At 66.4% G+C, this 13,671-nt stretch carries 16 protein-coding genes; 10 read left to right on the top strand and 6 right to left on the bottom strand.

Annotated features, from left to right (window positions below; all coding sequences use genetic code 11):
• Nucleotides 1-12 precede the first annotated feature (12 nt).
• The 4 genes from ACO07K_RS01155 (at nucleotide 13) to ACO07K_RS01140 (ending at nucleotide 2,653) form a co-directional block, all read left to right on the top strand.
• Nucleotides 13-369, top strand: coding sequence for a hypothetical protein (locus tag ACO07K_RS01155; RefSeq protein WP_422034092.1), 357 nt, complete (start codon nucleotides 13-15; stop codon nucleotides 367-369).
• A gap of 61 nt (nucleotides 370-430) precedes the next feature.
• Nucleotides 431-1,294 (top strand): sulfurtransferase, encoded by an 864-nt coding sequence (locus ACO07K_RS01150; protein ID WP_422034091.1) that lies wholly within the window; start codon nucleotides 431-433, stop codon nucleotides 1,292-1,294.
• Nucleotides 1,295-1,308: 14 nt separating this feature from the next.
• Nucleotides 1,309-1,602, top strand: a complete 294-nt coding sequence (locus tag ACO07K_RS01145) for a DUF1330 domain-containing protein (RefSeq protein WP_422034090.1) — start codon at nucleotides 1,309-1,311, stop codon at nucleotides 1,600-1,602.
• Nucleotides 1,595-2,653 carry a hypothetical protein gene (locus ACO07K_RS01140; RefSeq protein ID WP_422034089.1) on the top strand — a complete coding sequence of 353 codons (1,059 nt, stop codon included), beginning with the start codon at nucleotides 1,595-1,597 and terminating at the stop codon, nucleotides 2,651-2,653. The genes ACO07K_RS01145 and ACO07K_RS01140 overlap by 8 nt, the downstream gene beginning before the upstream one ends.
• Here the strand turns inward: ACO07K_RS01140 and ACO07K_RS01135 are convergent.
• The 3 genes from ACO07K_RS01135 to groES all read right to left on the bottom strand — a co-directional run bounded on the left by ACO07K_RS01135 (nucleotide 2,605) and on the right by groES (nucleotide 5,134).
• Nucleotides 2,605-3,015: an NUDIX hydrolase gene (locus tag ACO07K_RS01135; protein ID WP_422034088.1), complete on the bottom strand. Its 411-nt coding sequence runs from the start codon at nucleotides 3,013-3,015 to the stop codon at nucleotides 2,605-2,607. The two genes, ACO07K_RS01140 and ACO07K_RS01135, sit on opposite strands and share 49 nt — an antisense overlap.
• A gap of 112 nt (nucleotides 3,016-3,127) precedes the next feature.
• The gene (gene groL / locus ACO07K_RS01130) at nucleotides 3,128-4,768 is read right to left on the bottom strand and encodes a chaperonin GroEL (RefSeq protein ID WP_422034087.1); all 1,641 of its coding nucleotides are present in this window, start codon (nucleotides 4,766-4,768) and stop codon (nucleotides 3,128-3,130) included.
• Between the two features lie 51 nt (nucleotides 4,769-4,819).
• Entirely contained in the window at nucleotides 4,820-5,134 is a 315-nt protein-coding gene (gene groES, locus ACO07K_RS01125) for a co-chaperone GroES (protein WP_298311058.1), read from the bottom strand.
• 280 nt (nucleotides 5,135-5,414) lie between these two features.
• Here groES and ACO07K_RS01120 point away from each other — a divergent pair, with 280 nt between their 5' ends.
• Complete coding sequence (locus ACO07K_RS01120) at nucleotides 5,415-5,681, top strand: usg protein (RefSeq protein ID WP_422034086.1); 267 nt, start codon at nucleotides 5,415-5,417, stop codon at nucleotides 5,679-5,681.
• On the opposite strand, the gene ACO07K_RS01115 is transcribed toward ACO07K_RS01120, so the two are convergent.
• Together ACO07K_RS01115 and ACO07K_RS01110 are read right to left on the bottom strand one after the other, a co-directional pair.
• Nucleotides 5,664-6,638: an NAD(P)H-dependent flavin oxidoreductase gene (locus ACO07K_RS01115; protein ID WP_422034085.1), complete on the bottom strand. Its 975-nt coding sequence runs from the start codon at nucleotides 6,636-6,638 to the stop codon at nucleotides 5,664-5,666. The two genes, ACO07K_RS01120 and ACO07K_RS01115, sit on opposite strands and share 18 nt — an antisense overlap.
• A 100-nt stretch (nucleotides 6,639-6,738) precedes the next feature.
• Nucleotides 6,739-7,365 carry a glutathione S-transferase family protein gene (locus tag ACO07K_RS01110; protein ID WP_422034084.1) on the bottom strand — a complete coding sequence of 209 codons (627 nt, stop codon included), beginning with the start codon at nucleotides 7,363-7,365 and terminating at the stop codon, nucleotides 6,739-6,741.
• A 73-nt stretch (nucleotides 7,366-7,438) separates the two neighbouring features.
• Between ACO07K_RS01110 and ACO07K_RS01105 the strand changes: the two genes are divergently transcribed.
• Nucleotides 7,439-8,218: an HpcH/HpaI aldolase family protein gene (locus ACO07K_RS01105; protein WP_422034083.1), complete on the top strand. Its 780-nt coding sequence runs from the start codon at nucleotides 7,439-7,441 to the stop codon at nucleotides 8,216-8,218.
• On the opposite strand, the gene ACO07K_RS01100 is transcribed toward ACO07K_RS01105, so the two are convergent.
• Nucleotides 8,202-9,401 carry a cytochrome P450 gene (locus ACO07K_RS01100; protein ID WP_422034082.1) on the bottom strand — a complete coding sequence of 400 codons (1,200 nt, stop codon included), beginning with the start codon at nucleotides 9,399-9,401 and terminating at the stop codon, nucleotides 8,202-8,204. The two genes, ACO07K_RS01105 and ACO07K_RS01100, sit on opposite strands and share 17 nt — an antisense overlap.
• 154 nt (nucleotides 9,402-9,555) lie before the next feature.
• Between ACO07K_RS01100 and ACO07K_RS01095 the strand changes: the two genes are divergently transcribed.
• The 4 genes from ACO07K_RS01095 to ACO07K_RS01080 all read left to right on the top strand — a co-directional run bounded on the left by ACO07K_RS01095 (nucleotide 9,556) and on the right by ACO07K_RS01080 (nucleotide 13,666).
• A complete protein-coding gene (locus ACO07K_RS01095) occupies nucleotides 9,556-11,484 on the top strand; it encodes a potassium transporter Kup (protein ID WP_422034080.1) in 1,929 nt (642 codons plus the stop codon).
• An 11-nt stretch (nucleotides 11,485-11,495) separates the two neighbouring features.
• On the top strand, nucleotides 11,496-12,194 hold the full coding sequence (locus ACO07K_RS01090; protein WP_422034079.1) for an alpha/beta fold hydrolase: 699 nt from the start codon (nucleotides 11,496-11,498) through the stop codon (nucleotides 12,192-12,194).
• Complete coding sequence (locus ACO07K_RS01085) at nucleotides 12,191-12,592, top strand: GNAT family N-acetyltransferase (RefSeq protein WP_422034078.1); 402 nt, start codon at nucleotides 12,191-12,193, stop codon at nucleotides 12,590-12,592. The genes ACO07K_RS01090 and ACO07K_RS01085 overlap by 4 nt, the downstream gene beginning before the upstream one ends.
• 69 nt (nucleotides 12,593-12,661) lie before the next feature.
• On the top strand, nucleotides 12,662-13,666 hold the full coding sequence (locus ACO07K_RS01080) for an efflux RND transporter periplasmic adaptor subunit (protein ID WP_422034077.1): 1,005 nt from the start codon (nucleotides 12,662-12,664) through the stop codon (nucleotides 13,664-13,666).
• The last annotated feature ends 5 nt before the right edge of the window (nucleotides 13,667-13,671 follow it).

Genomic DNA, 13,671 nt, shown 5'->3' with positions numbered 1-13,671 from the left:
CGGGAGAATTTCATGCGTCTTTTGATCGCCAGCATGGCCGCCCTGGCTGCGGTCGCCTTTGCCGCCCCGTCCTTCGCGCAGGACGAGACCATGCCTGCGCCGACCACCACCCCCACCGCCAAGCCGAAGACGGCCACGACGGCCTCCTGCAACAAGATCAAGAGCAGCTCGCAGCGCAGTGCCTGCCTGAAGAAGGTGCAGGTCGCGAAGGCGCCATCGAAGAAGACCAAGAAGACCACCACCACGCCGGCCGCTCCGAAGTCGCCCGACGTCGGCCAGCTGCCGCCGGCCTCTGCGCCGGCGCCGACCGCCGCTGCGCCCTCGTCCGGCCCGGTCAGCGTTCCGCCGCTCCCCTCCAAGACGATCTGATTTAGCGCCCCTCCGACAGGAACCGCGCTAGTCTCGCCCTCCCCAACCACGGGAGAGCGACATGGCCCATTCGGCCAACCTGATCACGACAGACGATCTCGCACGCCAGTTCGGCGCTCCTGCCCTGCGCGTGTTCGACTGCACCACCTACCTGAAGCCCGGACCCGACGGCCGCTACATCGCCGAAAGCGGGCGCGCCAACTACGACACGGGTCACATTCCCGGCGCGGCCTATCTCGACCTTCAGGCCGACCTTTCCGACAAGACCTCACCGCTCCGCTTCACCCTGCCGTCTCTGGAGGACCTGACCCGGGCCTTCGCGGCCAAGGGTGTCGGCCACGGCACCTTCGTGGTCCTCTACAGCCATGCCTCGCCTGTCTGGGCGACCCGCATCTGGTGGATGCTGCGCGCCATCGGCTTCGACGAGGTCGCGATCCTCGACGGCGGCCTCGACAAGTGGAAGGCGGAAGGCCGCCCGCTCTCGACCGAGCCCGTCACCCATCCGCCGGCGACGCTGTCGTTGCGCGGCCGGCCGGAGATCTTCGTCGGCAAGGACGTAATCAAGGGCGCGATCGGCGATCCTTCGACGCTGACCCTCAATGCGCTGAGCCATGACCAGCACAGCGGCGCTGGCGGCGTGATCTATGGCCGTGCGGGCCGCATCGCCGGCTCGTCTTGCGTACCCGCCGCCAGCCTGTTCGGGCCGGACAAGTCGCTGAAGCCGATCGCCGACCTGCGCGCCGCCTTCGACGGCGTCGGCGCCGCCCCGGACAAGCGGGTGCTGGTCTATTGCGGCGGCGGCATAGCCGCCACCCTGGACGCTTTCGTCCTCACCGCCCTCTTGGGTCACAGGAACGTCTCGGTGTACGACAACTCCATGCAGGAATGGGCCAATGATCCCGCCCTGCCCATGGAAACCGGCTGACGAGGGAGGAAAACGTGACGGCCTATATCATCGTCGAGATCGACACCAAGGACGAAGAGTTGATGAACGAGTACCGCAAGCACACGCCCGGCCTCGTCTCCAAGTTCGGCGGCAAGTTCATCGTGCGCGGCGGTCAATGCACCAGCCTCGAAGGCGGCTGGACGCCGGCGCGCGTCGTCGTGCTGGAATTCCCCGACCGCGCCAAGGCCGAACGCTTCTATCATTCGGAGGAGTACAAGCCGGTCCTCGCCATGCGGTTGAAGGCCGGCCACTCCAAGGCGATCCTGATCGACGGCCACGATGGCTAGCGAACCCGCCTACCGGGCGGTCGGCACGCTCTACAATGCGCTGATGACGGCGCTGGTCATCGGCCTCGTCTCGCGACGCGGCAGCGACACGGCGCGCGAGTACATCTTCCGTCACTTCCGCTGGCAGCACCTCGAGAAGTTCCTGCCCGGCCTGCAGAAGCTCGGCATCGCGGGCGAGAAGGACGCGCCGGCCTGCGCGCTCTACCATTATCACTCCAACGCGCTGGGCGGGGTGAAGACCGGCTACCTGCGCGAGAGCGACACCAAGGCGTGGGTCCGCTACCCGCCGCCGCGCTGGATGTGGAAGGGCACCGCCATCGCCGCCGTCCCGCACGAAGTCTCGGCGGCGTTCCTGCACGCCTGGCACGGCCACAACGGCGTCTCCCTGAAGAACCCGGGCCTCGGCTTCGTCTGCACCGGCATGACGGTCGACGGCAAGCCCGGCCTCGAAGGCTACTATTGCGACTACGGCCGCCCCCTGAAAGAGGAGGAGCGCGTGCGCTTCGCCTACGACGAGGAGATGCCGCGCATCGACTGGAAGACCCAGCCGAAGCTGGAGACGGCGAACTGGCCCGAGGAGCGCCGGCTGCGCACCTACCGCTCCTACGCGATGGGTTACGTGCAGACCATGCTGCCGGTGCTGCAGGACCTTCTGGGCCCGCAGGACGCCCAGCTCGAGATGGGCCGCGTGGCGCGTCTGGTCGGGCTGCAGTTCCACGAGGAGACCGCGCGCGACCTCGACCTGCCGACCGACGTCGAGACCGGCGATCTCGACAGCGCCCGCCTGTTCGCGCGCTGGCTGACGGCGATCCTCACTGCCGAGGGGGAAGAAGTCGTCACCGAGGAGAAGGACGGCGCGGTCACCGTATGTATGGACGGCTGGAAGCTGGCCCGGGAGCTTCAGCTTGCCGATCCGCTGGCCGGCTTCGACGCCTGGAACGAGCTGTGGCTCGGCGCCGCCGGCGCGCACGACCGCTTCCTCAAGATCGAGACCAGCCGCAGCTATGGCGACAAGGGCTGGCAGGCGGCCTGGCGGATCGCGCCGAGATAGCCCGCCGGCACCAGGCGGCCGGCGATACGCTCGCCGAGCGCGGTGAGCGCGACCCAGCATGCTTCACGATGTTCAGGACTGAGGGCAATCGTGCCATCGGTCTCGAGCGTGCAGGCATAGGCGGCGATCCGCACGAAACGCTGCGGCAACACCTCGAACAGATGCTCGTCGACGAGGGCGCCGACTTCGACGGCCAGCCCCGTCTCCTCGCGCACCTCGCGCACCAGCGCCGCCCGATGCTCCTCCCCCGGCTCGGGCCGCCCGCCCGGCAGGTCCCACTCGTCCCGCTCGTTGAGCAACAGCAGGACTCGGCCGTTGTGGATCACGACGCCTTTGATCGATGTCGGGTAGTTCAGACTCATGGGAGCGCGCCACTCCAGTGGCGCTCATGATGCGCCACTGGAGTGGCGCGCTCCAACGAGAAAGGCCGGGGATCGCTCCCCGGCCTTTCCGCAATCTCTGAGGAGACTGGACTTAGAAGTCCATGCCGCCCATGCCGCCGTCGCCACCCGGCGGCATCATCGGGGCCTTCTTCTCCGGCTTCTCGGCGATCATGGCTTCCGTCGTGACCAGCAGACCGGCCACCGAAGCGGCGTCCTGCAGGGCCGTACGAACAACCTTCACCGGATCGATGATGCCGGACTTGATCATGTCGACATAGTCGCCCTTCTGGGCGTCGAAGCCGAAGTTCGTGTCCTTCTGCTCGAGCATCTTGCCCGCCACGACGGCGCCGTCGTAGCCGGCGTTCTCGGCGATCTGGCGGACGGGCGCCTGCAGCGCACGACGCACGATCTCGATGCCGACCTTCTGGTCGTCGTTGGAGGTGCGGACCTTGTCCAGCGCGCGGATCGCGTAGAGCAGAGCCGAGCCGCCGCCAGCGACAACACCCTCTTCCACCGCAGCCTTGGTGGCGTGCATGGCGTCGTCAACGCGGTCCTTCTTTTCCTTCACTTCGACTTCGGTGGCGCCGCCGACCTTGATGATCGCAACACCGCCGGCGAGCTTGGCCAGGCGCTCCTGGAGCTTCTCGCGGTCGTAGTCCGAAGTGGTCTCCTCGATCTGCGCGCGGATCTGGCTGATGCGGGCCTGGAGGTCCGCCTTCTTGCCCGAGCCGTCGACGATCGTGGTGTTTTCCTTCTCGACGATGACCTTCTTGGCCTTGCCGAGCATGTCGAGCGTGACGTTCTCGAGCTTGATGCCGAGGTCCTCGGAGATCAGCTGGCCACCGCACAGGATCGCCATGTCCTCGAGCATCGCCTTGCGACGGTCACCGAAGCCCGGCGCCTTGACGGCGGCGATCTTCAGGCCACCACGCAGCTTGTTCACGACCAGGGTCGCCAGGGCCTCGCCCTCGACGTCCTCGGCGATGATCAGCAGCGGCTTGCCCGACTGCACGACCGCCTCGAGCACCGGCAGCATCGCCTGCAGGCCCGACAGCTTCTTTTCGAACAGCAGGATGTACGGCGAGTCGAGCTCGGCGATCATCTTGTCGGCGTTGGTGATGAAGTACGGCGAGAGATAGCCGCGGTCGAACTGCATGCCCTCGACGACGTCCAGCTCGGTGTCCAGGCTCTTGGCCTCTTCCACCGTGATGACGCCCTCGTTGCCGACCTTCTTCATGGCTTCGGCGATCATCTTGCCGATCGACTTGTCGCCGTTGGCCGAGATGGTGCCGACCTGGGCGACTTCGTCCGTGCCCGTGATCTTCTTGGCGCGCGCCTTGATGTCCTCGACAGCCGCCTCGACTGCGAGGTCGATGCCGCGCTTGAGGTCCATCGGGTTCATGCCGGCCGCGACCGACTTCACGCCTTCGCGCACGATCGCCTGGGCGAGAACGGTCGCCGTCGTCGTGCCGTCGCCGGCGATGTCGTTGGTCTTCGAGGCCACTTCGCGCACCATCTGGGCGCCCATGTTCTCGAACTTGTCGGCGAGCTCGATCTCCTTGGCGACGGTGACGCCGTCCTTGGTGATGCGCGGGGCGCCGAACGACTTGTCGATGACGACGTTACGGCCCTTCGGGCCCAGCGTCACCTTGACGGCGTTGGCGAGAATGTCGACGCCGCGCAGCATGCGCTCGCGTGCGTCGGCGCTAAAGCGGACTTCCTTGGCTGCCATTTTCTATTCCTCTCGAATGTCGTTTTGGTTTTCAGTGATGCCGAGCGAAGCTCAGGCGGCCTTCTTCATCGAGGCGGAACCCTCGATGATGCCCATGATGTCGGATTCCTTCATGATCAGGAGATCCTGGCCATCGAGCTTGATCTCGGTGCCCGACCACTTGCCGAACAGGATGCGGTCGCCCTTCTTGACGTCGAGCGGGACCAGGTTGCCCTTCTCGTCGCGGGCGCCCGGACCGACGGCGACGATCTCGCCTTCCATCGGCTTTTCCTTGGCGGTGTCGGGAATGATGATCCCGCCCTTGGTCTTGCCTTCTTCCTCTACGCGCTTGACCACGACCCGGTCGTGAAGCGGACGGAACTTCATGGTTCTTCCTCCAGTGAATGATTGATCCTGCGCGACCTGATGGCCGCGGTGAATGCAGTGCTGTCAGCACTCTCAGAGAGTGAGTGCCAATGGCGCACGGGATTTAGGGTTGTCGGGTGCCTGAGTCAAGGAGCGCCCCGAAAGGTTCCAAAACCAGGTTCGCACTAGCAGCAATCGCCCAAGCCTGCTGCTAAGTATTTGATTTGGAACGATTTTTGCTGCTTTTCCGTGAGAGGTGCGTGACTATTCCTCCACGCGCACCAAGTCAAGGAGGGCCTAAATGGATCGTAGTTTTGTTGCGCAGCTCAACGATTACCGCATCACAACCGCTGAAATCCTCTACTGGATGCCCGATCACAAGCACGTCCTGCAGAGTTTCCTCTGGCAGAACCTCGATCAGGCCCCTCGTTTCCCTGCCCTCACCAAGTTCCTCGATTTCTGGGACCGCAATCTCGACGGCAAGCTGCACAAGGTAACCGTCGCCAACACGCAGCTGATCAAACCTGCAGAATTTCGCTTCTCCTGCGGGCTATACACGCTGCATTGAGCGGCAGGCGGCGTCGTATTCGGTAGCGGTGCGCTCGACCAGCGCCGCCACCGACGGCACGTCCGCCACGCCCGAAACCGAATGGCCGGCGCTCCAGATGTCCTTCCAGCGCTTGGCGTCCGGCCGTTCGCGCTCGGCGGCGTTGATGTCCTTGGAAATATCGATCTTGCCGCGCGCCGGCAGGTTGTCCGGATCGAGGCCGGCCGCTTCGATCGACGGGCGCAGCATGTTGGTCTCCAGCCCGGTGAAGGCGCGCGTAAGCAGCACGTCGTCTAGGCGGCTCGACACCAGCATCTGCTTGTAGGCGTCCTTGGCCAGGCTCTCGCGCGTGGCGATGAACTTGGTGCCCATATAGGCAAGATCGCAGCCCAACGCCTGGGAGGCCGCCACGGCGTGACCGTCGGCCATGCCGCCCGCCATCACGACGATTCCGTCCCAGAACGCGCGCACCGCCCGCACGAAGGCGAAGGGATTGGCCCAGCCGGTCTGGCCACCGGCGCCGGCGGTCAGCAGCACCAGCCCGTCGACGCCCGCCGCCACCGCCTTCTCGGCGTGACGCACCGAGGCCACGTCGGCCAGCACGAGGCAGCCCGCATCCTTGAGCGGCTGCATCACCGGCTCTGGCGAGCCGACCGACGTGATCACGATCTCGGCCTTGTGGCGCAGCACGGCAGCCAGATCCTCGGGCACGCGCGGGTTGGAGCGATGGACGATCAGGTTCGGGCACCAGGGCGCCGGCGCGCGGCCCTCGCTATCGGCGGCGCGCTTGGCGTCGTCTGCCATGCCGGCCAGCCAGGCATCGAGTTCCTCGACCGTGCGGCAGTTGGCGGTCGGGAACGAGCCCACGACGCCGGCCCGGCAGGCCGCCGTCACGAGGGCCGGGCCCGAGACCAGGAACATGGGGGCCGCGATCAGCGGCAAGCGGAGGCGGTCGCGCAGGGAGGCGGGCAAGGACATGGCGCGAGCTTAGCTCAGCGCGCGACGGCACCGAAGATCGCCGTCGCAAGATCGCGGTCGGACCGCCCCGCACAGCGGGACGGTCCCGAAGTCGCGGTTATCAGGCGGCGGCCGCCAGGCCTTCCTTATCGAGCACGCGCTGCACGGCCGGACGGGCCTTCATGCGCTCGTAGTGGGCGGCCACGTTCTTGGGCAGCGGCATCTTCATGCGGGCGGCTGCCCAGAAGGAGACGTAGAACAGCGCGGCATCGGCCACCGAGAACTTGCCGGCGAGGTACTCCTTGCCTTCGAGCGCCTTGTCCATCAGCGCCAGGCCCTTCTCCATGATCTCCTTGCCGCGCGCCTTGACCTTGTCGTGGTCGGCTTCGGTCGGCGCGTAATTGCCCGGACGAAACATGCGGCTGAAGCCCTGCATGTGCATGGTCGACACCGCGTAATCCATCGCCTCCAGCGCGCGCGCCTCTTCGTCGGCGTCGGACGGCAGCAGGCCGGCCTCGGGATTCCTGCGGGCCAGCCACACGGCGATCGCGGGGAACTCGGTCAGCACGGAGCCGTCGTCGCGCTGCAGGGTCGGCACCTTCGACTTCGGATTGAGCGCCACGAAGTCCGGCCCGTACTGTTCCTGCTTGGCGCCATCGACCTTGTGCACGTCATACGGCTTGCCGATCTCCTCGAGCAGGACGTGGATGCCGATCGAGCAGGCGCCGGGCATGTAATAGAGCTTCATGATTCTCTCCCTAAAGCAGGTGTGTCGTGGGGACGGTCCACGCTAGCATCGCGTCCATAAGGGGGAAACGACAATGACAGGCAATGGACTTCGCGCGCTCGTCGGCACCAGTCCCACGAAGATCGGCACCTTCCTGTTCGAGTTCGCCACGCCGGGAATCGGCCAGATCCTGAAGGCCGCAGGCGCGGAGTTCGCGGTGCTCGACATGGAGCACACCGGCTTCGGCTTCGATACCGTGCGCCAGGTCGTGCGCTACATGCAGGCTGCGAACCTGCCGCTGGTCGTGCGCGTGCCTTCGCAATCCCGTCATCACATCTCGCGCGCACTCGACACCGGCGCCGACGGCGTGATGGTGCCCATCGTGTCGTCGGTCGAGCAGGCCAAAGCGGTGCTCGACGCGGCCAAGTACTGGCCCGACGGTACACGCGGCGTGGCGCTGGGCCTCGCCCACGAGCGCTTCGCCCGACGCTCTGACCCGCTGCTGCCGCGGTTCGCCGAACAGAATGCGCGCACCGCCATCATCCTGCAGATCGAGGATCCGCGCGGCGCCGCCGCGGCCGAAGAGATCGTCGCCCTGCCCGGCGTCGACATGCTGTGGCTCGGCCACAACGACTTCACCGTTGCCATGGGCGAGCCCGGCGCTTTCGACCATCCCGATTTCCTCAATGCCGAGAAGGCCACGATCGCGGCGGCGAAGAAGCACGGCAAGTCCGCCGGCCGCCTCGCCGTCGACGCAAAGCAGGCCGCGCAGTTCGTGAAGCTCGGCTACGACTTCGTCTCGATCGCCGGCGACGTCTGGCTGCTGCAGCAGGCGTTTGCCGCCGGCGTCGAGACGATCAGGCGCGAATCCTGACGGGCAGCGAGCGGATGCCGCGAATGAAGTTGGAATAGAGCCGGACCGGCGGCGCGACGACTTCGATCTCCAGGTCGCGCTTCAACAGCTCCTCCCACAGGATCCGGATCTGCATCTCGGCGAGGCGGTCGCCGACGCAGCGATGGATGCCGGCACCGAAGGCGAGATGCTGGCGCGCCTTCGGCCGGCCGACCAGGAATCGTTCGGGTTCTTCGATCGCCGCCTCGTCGCGATTGCCCGAGACGTACCACATCACCACCTTGTCCCCGGCCCGGATTTGCTTGCCGCCAAGCTCGCAATCCCGGCGTGCAGTTCTTCGCATATGGATCACGGGCGTCGCCCAGCGGATCGTCTCCGACACCAGGCTCGACATCAGTGCGGGATCGGCCTTCACCTTCCCGACCTCGCCCGGATTGTCGAGCATGGCCATCAGGCCGGCGCTCATCGAATTGCGCGTCGTGTCGTTGCCGCCCACGATCAGCAGCGCGAAGTTCCCGATGAACTCGCGGGTCGGCATGTTCCGGGTGGCGTCGCTGTGCGCCATCATCGAGATCAGGTCGAAGGTCGGCGGCCGCGCCGCACGCTCCTGCCAGAGCGCCGCCATGGTGTCCGCCATCTGCCGGAGTTCCGTCATCCGCGCCTCGTTGGTCTTCACGATCGCATCCTCGGCCTCGATGTTGCAGATCGCCACGTCGGACCAGCGGGTCAGTTTGCGCCGATCCTGCTGTGGAAAATCGAACAGGGTCGCCAGCATCATCGCGGTGAGCTCCGTCGACACCCGGTCGGCCCAGTCGAACGTCTCGCCCCTCGGCAGCCCGTCGAGCACCTGAGCGGTGCGCTGCCGGATCAGCCCTTCCATGTTGGCCAGATTGGACGGGGCCACGATAGGCGCCACGGTCTTGCGCTGGGCGGTGTGGCGCGGCGGGTCCATACGGATGAAGTTGGGCAGCTCCTCGCCCTGCGGCTGGTCGGTGATCTGGATCCCGCCCAGCTCGGAGGCCGAGGAATAGGTCGCCGGGTCCAGTTCGACCTTCATGATGTCGGCGTAGCGCGTGACCGACCAGTAGGGCCCGAACGGGCTTTCCGCTTGGTAATGGACCGGGTTTTCACGGCGCAACCGGGCAAAATGCGGCCCCCAGCTGTCCTCACGATAGAGCCTTGGCTGGCTGACATCGACAGTCATGGCGCTTCCTTTTCCCCGTTTTCTCAAGGCGGCCCGCACGGCCTGTGCAAGTCAAGGGATTTAGTCGGCGGGTCCCTCGATTTGGCGCGTTGACAGTGCCGATGCGGCGGCGCAAACCCTCGCCGCGCCGCCTCCCAGGCGGCGTTCGTACATCATGGCCCCAGCCGAACCCTCCCAGACCCAGACCAGCGCGGACGCTGTGCCGCCCCCGACCGCCCCGCACCATCCGGCGGGGACGGCGCTCGTTGTCGGCGCGCTGGGCGTCGTCTTTGGCGACATCGGCACCAGCCCACTCTACGCACTGCGCGAGACCTTCCTGCACGGCAGCGGCATGGCACCGACGCCCGAACATGTGTTCGGCGTCCTCTCAATGCTGTTCTGGGCCGTCACCCTCACCGTCACCATCAAATACGTCGCGCTCATCATGCGCGCCGACAACAAGGGCGAAGGCGGCGTGCTGGCGCTGGCCACCCTGGCGTCCCGCGGGCTGAACGGGCGGGCCCCGAAGGTCCGGATCGGCATCATCATCCTGGCCGTGATCGGCCTCGCCCTCTTCTACGGCGACGCCATGATCACACCGGCGATCTCGGTGATGAGCGCCGTCGAGGGTCTCTCGGCGGTAACCCCCGCCTTCACGCCGTTCGTCATTCCCCTCGCCCTCGTCATCCTGGTCGGCCTCTTCATGCTGCAGGCTCGGGGCACAGCCGACGTCGGCCGTCTGTTCGGCCCGGTCATGTTCGTCTGGTTCCTGGTCCTGGGCGTGCTCGGGGCTTGGCAGATCGCAAAGAATCCGGTGGTGCTGGAAGCGATCAACCCGATCCATGCCTATTATCTGGTCACGGACCAGGGATTCGGGATCTTTTGGGCCTTCGGTTCGATCGTGCTGGCCGTCACGGGGGCGGAGGCGCTCTACGCCGACATGGGCCATTTCGGTCGCAGGCCGATCCGGATCGGCTGGTTCGGCATCGTCATGCCGGGACTCCTGCTCAACTACTTCGGCCAGGGCGCGCTCATCATCGAGAACCCGGCCATCATCCATCAGGTCTTCTTCGAGCTGGTGCCGAACGACTACATGATTTTCCTGGTGGTCCTCTCCACGCTGGCCACCGTGATCGCCTCGCAGGCGGTGATCACCGGCGTGTTCTCGCTGACCCGGCAGGCGATCCAGCTCGGCTATCTGCCGCGCATGGAGATCCACCACACGTCCGAAACGGCGATCGGGCAGATCTACATCCCGAGGGTGAACTGGCTGTTGATGTCCTGCATCATCGCCCTCGTGGTCGGCTTCGGATCGTCCGGCTCGCTGGCCGGCGCCTACGGCCTCGCCGTGACCGGCGCAATGCTGGTCGATGCGGCGCTCGCCATGGCGGTCGCGATCCTGGTCTGGCGTTGGGCCTGGCCGCTGGCCGCGGCGGTGTTCGGCTTCCTCGCCATCCCCGACCTCGCCTTCTTCATCGCCAACGCGCTCAAGATCCCCGACGGCGGCTGGCTGCCGCTTATCGTGGCCTTCCTCATCTACTTCACGATCACGACCTGGCGGCGCGGTCGCAAGATCGTCGCGACGGAGCTGAGCGAGGGCTCGTTGCCGCTGAAGCAGTTCCTCGAGCGCATGGAGCGCGCACCGGACCGCGTCGCCGGCACCGCCGTCTTCCTGACCGCCGATGCGAGCCACACCCCGGCCGCCTTCCTGCACAATCTCAAGCACAACAAGGTCCTGCACGAGCGCATCATCATCCTGCAGGTCGACACGATGGACGTGCCGGTCGTGTCCGACGCCAACCGGGTCGAGGTCGAGCGGCTGGGCAAGGGCTTCCATACGGTGATCGCGCATTACGGCTTCACCGAGCAGCCCGACATTCCCGAGGCTTTGCGGGCCTGCCGTCCCCACGGCATCGCCTACGACGAGATGGAGACCTCGTTCTTCCTCGGCCGCGAGACTCTGGTGCCGTCGCAGCATTCCAGGCTCGGGCGCTGGCGCCGCGACTGGTTCATCTCGCTCTCCCATTCGGCCTCGGCCACCAAGACCTTCTTCCGTATCCCGCCCAACCGCGCTATCGAACTCGGCAACCAGATCCAGATCTGAGGCCGTCCGCCATGTCGCGTTCTCCGCTCGTGCTGCTGCCGGGCCTGCTCAATACGCGCCGCGTCTTCGACCCGCAGGTCGAAGCGCTGGCGGACGTCGCCTCCTGCACCATTCCCGAACTCTGGCACCATGACACGATGGCGGCGATGGCCGAGGCTGCGCTCGGCGAGGCGCCACCGACCTTTGCCCTGTGCGGCTTCTCGATGGGCGGCTACGTCGCTTTCGAGATCCTCCGTCGTGCGCCGGAGCGGGTCGAGCGCATTGCTCTCATCGACACCCAGGCCGCCCCCGATTCGCCCGAGACGGCGGCACGGCGGCGCGGCTTCATCGAACAGACGAGAATCGGCCGCTTCCACGGCATCCACCCGACGCTGCTGCCGCAACTCGTCCACCCGTCGAGGGTTAGTGACGAGAGCATTACGCAGCCGCTCTTCGACATGGCGTGCGACATCGGCGGGGACGGCTTCGTGCGCCAGCAGCAGGCGATCCTGGGCCGCGCCGACAGCCGTCCACTTCTGGTCGAGATCGAGATGCCCACGCTCGTGATCGTGGGCCGCCAGGACCGGGTCACGCCCCTGCCGCGCGCGCAGGAGATGGCCAGCGACATCGCCAACGCCCGCCTCGATGTCATCGACGACTCCGGGCATATGACACCGCTGGAGAAGCCGGCCGAAGTCTCGGCCGCCCTCAGGAGATGGCTGACGCAATGAACACGATCTACGCCCGCGAGGACGATCTCGGCGCCGACGAATATATCGACGTGGTCGCCAAGTCCGGCCTGAACCGTCCCATCACCGACCGTCCCCGCATCGAGCAGATGCTGAAGCAGGCCAACCTGATCCTGACCGCGCGTCAGGACGGCAAGCTGGTGGGCTTCGCCCGCTCGCTCACCGACTTCTGCTTCTGCTGCTATCTGTCGGACCTCGCGGTCGACAAGGCCTGCCAGGGCCAGGGCATCGGCCGCCGCCTCATCGAGATGACCCGCACCGAAGCGGGTGGCCCGAACACGACCACCCTGCTGCTCTCCGCGCCGACGGCGATGACCTATTACGAGGGCATCAAAATGCCCAAGGCCGACAACTGCTTCCTCTATCGCCGCCAAGCTTGACCGACATCAAGGGGCGGAACGCCGAATGGTTCTAGGTCTCCACGCAGCAATTGATGCGTGGAGTACGGAATGCCCCAGTCTCGCCGCCGCTGGCCGATCCTGGTCGCGCTGCTCGTCGTGGCACTGGCCGCCGGCGGTGGTGCCGCCTACCGCTTCTGGCCGCGGGCCCAACCGACGTTCCTCACCCTGTACGGCAATGTCGACATTCGCCAGGTCGACCTCGCCTTCAACGCCACCGGCCGTCTCCAGGAACTGCGCAAGGAGGAAGGCGACGCGGTGAAGGAAGGCGAGACGGTGGCGGTGATGGAGGCCGACACCTATCGCGACGCCGTAGCCCTGGCCCGTGCCCGGCTCGAGGCGCAGCGCGCGGTGGTCGAGCGTCTGGAGACCGGCAGCCGTCCCGAGGAGATCGCCCGCGACCACGCCCAGGTGGATGCGAACAAGGCTGCCGTCGTTGACGCCGAACTCCTGCTCAAGCGACGGACGGAGCTGCTGGCCAGCGGCAACGTCTCCCGCCAGCTCCACGACGAGGCGAAGAACGCCTATGATTCGGCGCGCGCCCGGCTCGACCTTTCCCAGCAAGTTTCGAGGCTGACCGAGCTCGGGCCCCGCCGCGAGGACATCGCCCAGGCGAAAGCCCTGGTCCGGTCGGAGGAATCGCTCGTTTCGCTCGCGGAGCGGCGGCTTGCCGACACGGTGCTGAAGTCGCCGGCCGACGGAATCGTGCTCAGTCGCATCGTCGAGCCGGGCGCGATGGTCAGCCCGGCCAATCCAATCTTCACCGTGTCGCTCGTCGACAAGGTTTGGGTTCGCACCTACGTCTCGGAGCCCGATCTCGGTCGCATTCGGCCTGGGATGGTGGTGGCGGTCGTCACCGACACCGACCCGACCCGACCCTACGAGGGCTGGATCGGCTTCATCTCCCCCACCGCCGAGTTCACGCCGAAGACCGTGGAGACCACCGAGCTGCGCACCCAGCTTGTCTATCGCCTGCGCGTGTTCATCAAGAATCCCGACGATCGCCTTCGCCAGGGCATGCCGGTCACCGTCCGCGTGCCGCTGGGCGCCGGCTAGGCCGG

Origin of the sequence: Reyranella sp. (assembly GCF_965228225.1) — a bacterium.
GTDB lineage: Bacteria > Pseudomonadota > Alphaproteobacteria > Reyranellales > Reyranellaceae > Reyranella.
The sequence above is the reverse complement of the archived record's forward strand: the minus strand, read 5'-3'. Positions and strand labels throughout refer to the sequence as shown.